This is a genomic window from Catellatospora sp. NPDC049609 (assembly GCF_040675365.1).
Classification (GTDB): domain Bacteria; phylum Actinomycetota; class Actinomycetes; order Mycobacteriales; family Micromonosporaceae; genus Catellatospora.
In genome coordinates this window covers 1-2,160 of the sequence record NZ_JBFAOU010000415.1, presented here as the reverse complement: position 1 = coordinate 2,160, position 2,160 = coordinate 1, and the positions used below count along the sequence as shown (strand labels likewise).

The 2,160-nt window shown below is 71.6% G+C and carries 2 protein-coding genes; both read right to left on the bottom strand.

Annotation, left to right across the window (positions count from 1 at the left end):
• On the bottom strand, positions 1-1,285 hold a 1,285-nt coding region (locus AB0J67_RS40755; protein WP_363491129.1), incomplete at its 3' end, for a DUF3631 domain-containing protein.
• The coding region (locus tag AB0J67_RS40750; protein ID WP_363491127.1) for a bifunctional DNA primase/polymerase at positions 1,282-2,160 on the bottom strand (879 nt) is incomplete at its 5' end. The genes AB0J67_RS40755 and AB0J67_RS40750, both read right to left, overlap by 4 nt.

Here is a 2,160-nt window from a genome sequence, read left to right as displayed (position 1 = left end):
TGGCGGGTGAGCAGCTCCTCGACGCGCTCGCGGGTCTGCGGGGACACGTCGGAGCGGCCGTTGATGACGCGGGAGCAGCCGTACCAGCCGTACCATCGCAGCTCAGGGTCGGTACGGGATCTTGACTGGTACGGCTTGAGCCGTACCACGGGACATCTTCGGGACCGCCGTCCGGCGGCTCGTCGGCGGTGTTCTCGCTGGTCGGGGGGCAGTAGCGCAGCCAGGCGTCGGTGAAGTCGGCGGCGCGGTAGCCCTTGGCCTGCCCGACGCCTCCGCCGAAGCGGATGGTGTCGGATGTGATCTCGTACTCGCGCAGCAGCCCGGCGAGCTTCATCGGGGTCAGGCCGGTGTTCTCGTAGCGCGCCCAGGGTGCTTCGGGGTCCTCCTTCAGTCGCTCGATCAGGGTCGCTGTCGGTAGCGCCTCGTCGTCGCGGAACGCGGTGCGGCAGTCGGCCAGCAGCCGCACGCGGTCGGAGCGGACGGCGTTCTTCTCGGCCTCGCCGGTGAGCACCAGCGCGGCGGCGCGGGCGCGTGCCGGCCAGTCGCCTCGCGCGGAATCGGCGATGACGATGAGCGGCTCCCAGGTGTCGGCAGCCCGGTCCTCCAGGGGCATGACCGGCTCGGCGGTCTCCAGCTCGGGCAGCAGCGGCTTGAGCCATGCGGACAGCTCGGCGGACAGCTTGAGCATCTGGGGCCGGTCGCGCTTGATGCGCCACGGCTTGACGCTCTCGCCGGGGGCGCGGCGGCGCATCTTGATGACCACGGCTCGGTCCTCGATGGTATCGGGCATCTGCCCGATACCTGCCAGGGCGGCCATGCAGAACGTCTCGATGCTCTCCACGCGCTGGGTGTTGGCGTCGTACCGGATCGCGGGCCGCCCGCGCTGGTGGCCCGCGTTGAGCAGCCCGCGCAAATCCTCGTTCTCGCCCGCCTTGGGGCCGAAGATGGTGTCTGCCTCATCGACCAGCAGCGTGAGCGAGGTGCCCATGCCGATCGAGCGGTAGACAGCGGCCGGGGACGCGTTGACGGTCATCAGCGGGTTGCAGCTCGCGCCCTCGACCACGTCGAGCAGCCTCGACTTTCCGCAGCGCTTCTCCGGGGCGCGGATGACCAGCCGAGGCGCGTACGCCCAGGCGTCCTGCGCGTGCGTGGCCGCGATCCAGAGCGTGACCGCGTCGGCGGCCTCCGGGCAGGGCAGGATCACGTATCGGGTGATCATCGCGTGGACGCGGTCGAGTAGCGCCGCGCCGTCGATGACCTGTCGTGGTTTGGCTGCTCGGGTCACAGTCTCACTCCTTCTGCGGCGAACCCTTCGCGGATGGCGTTGGGGGTGGACTTGGCCCATGGCCAGCCTGCGGCGTCGCAGGCGGCCACGAGCCGGTCGTAGGCTTCGACGGGCGTCATCTGGCCTGCGGCGACCATGCGGGCGGCGCCGCGGGCGCAGCCGAACAGCGTCACGCGTCGGCGGCCGTTCGGGGCTTGGTGGATTCGGACGGCGAGGGCGTCCATGAGCCGGTCGGGGTAGGAGGCGGCCCCCCCGCTGCGCGGGGGTGTGGGGTGGCCTGCACGTTGGGGCGGGCGTCGCCGGATCTCGGCCAGGCAGGTGCTGACCAGTGCGGGGGCCGCCTCCTCTATGCGCGCCCCCTCATCGGCCCACCGGTAAGGACGGCTGGTGTCGGGATGGCGTGAAGGTGGCGCGACGACGTAGCCGCCGTCCGCCTTCACGTCGATGCCCGGACCGAGGCGGATGCCCTGGTCACTGGGTACGCGGATGCCGCCGGGGTGGCGGTAGTACAGGTGCAGTCCGCTGTTGCCGGTACGGACGTACCTGGTCGGCGGGGTGAGCCCACGTGTGATCAGGGCGTTCAAGGACGCCATGCCGCCGTGGGCCGGGTCGACGTCGATGACGACAAGGCCGGAGGCGGTGCCGGTGCGGATGGCGAGCAGCCCGCCTCGTACGGCGGCCAGCATCGCTGCGATGCGGTCGGGGTCGGTGGTGGCCGCGTAGAACCCGTGGCAGGTCAGGCAGGGGCACGCCTGCGGGTCGTGGGGCGTGCGTGCCTTCCTGGCTGCCTCGCACGGCGGGCACAGCGCCACGGGCCGTTTGGTGCGGCCGAGCAGGAACACGGGCCAGTCGTTGGCGGCGTAGCGCAGCGCAGC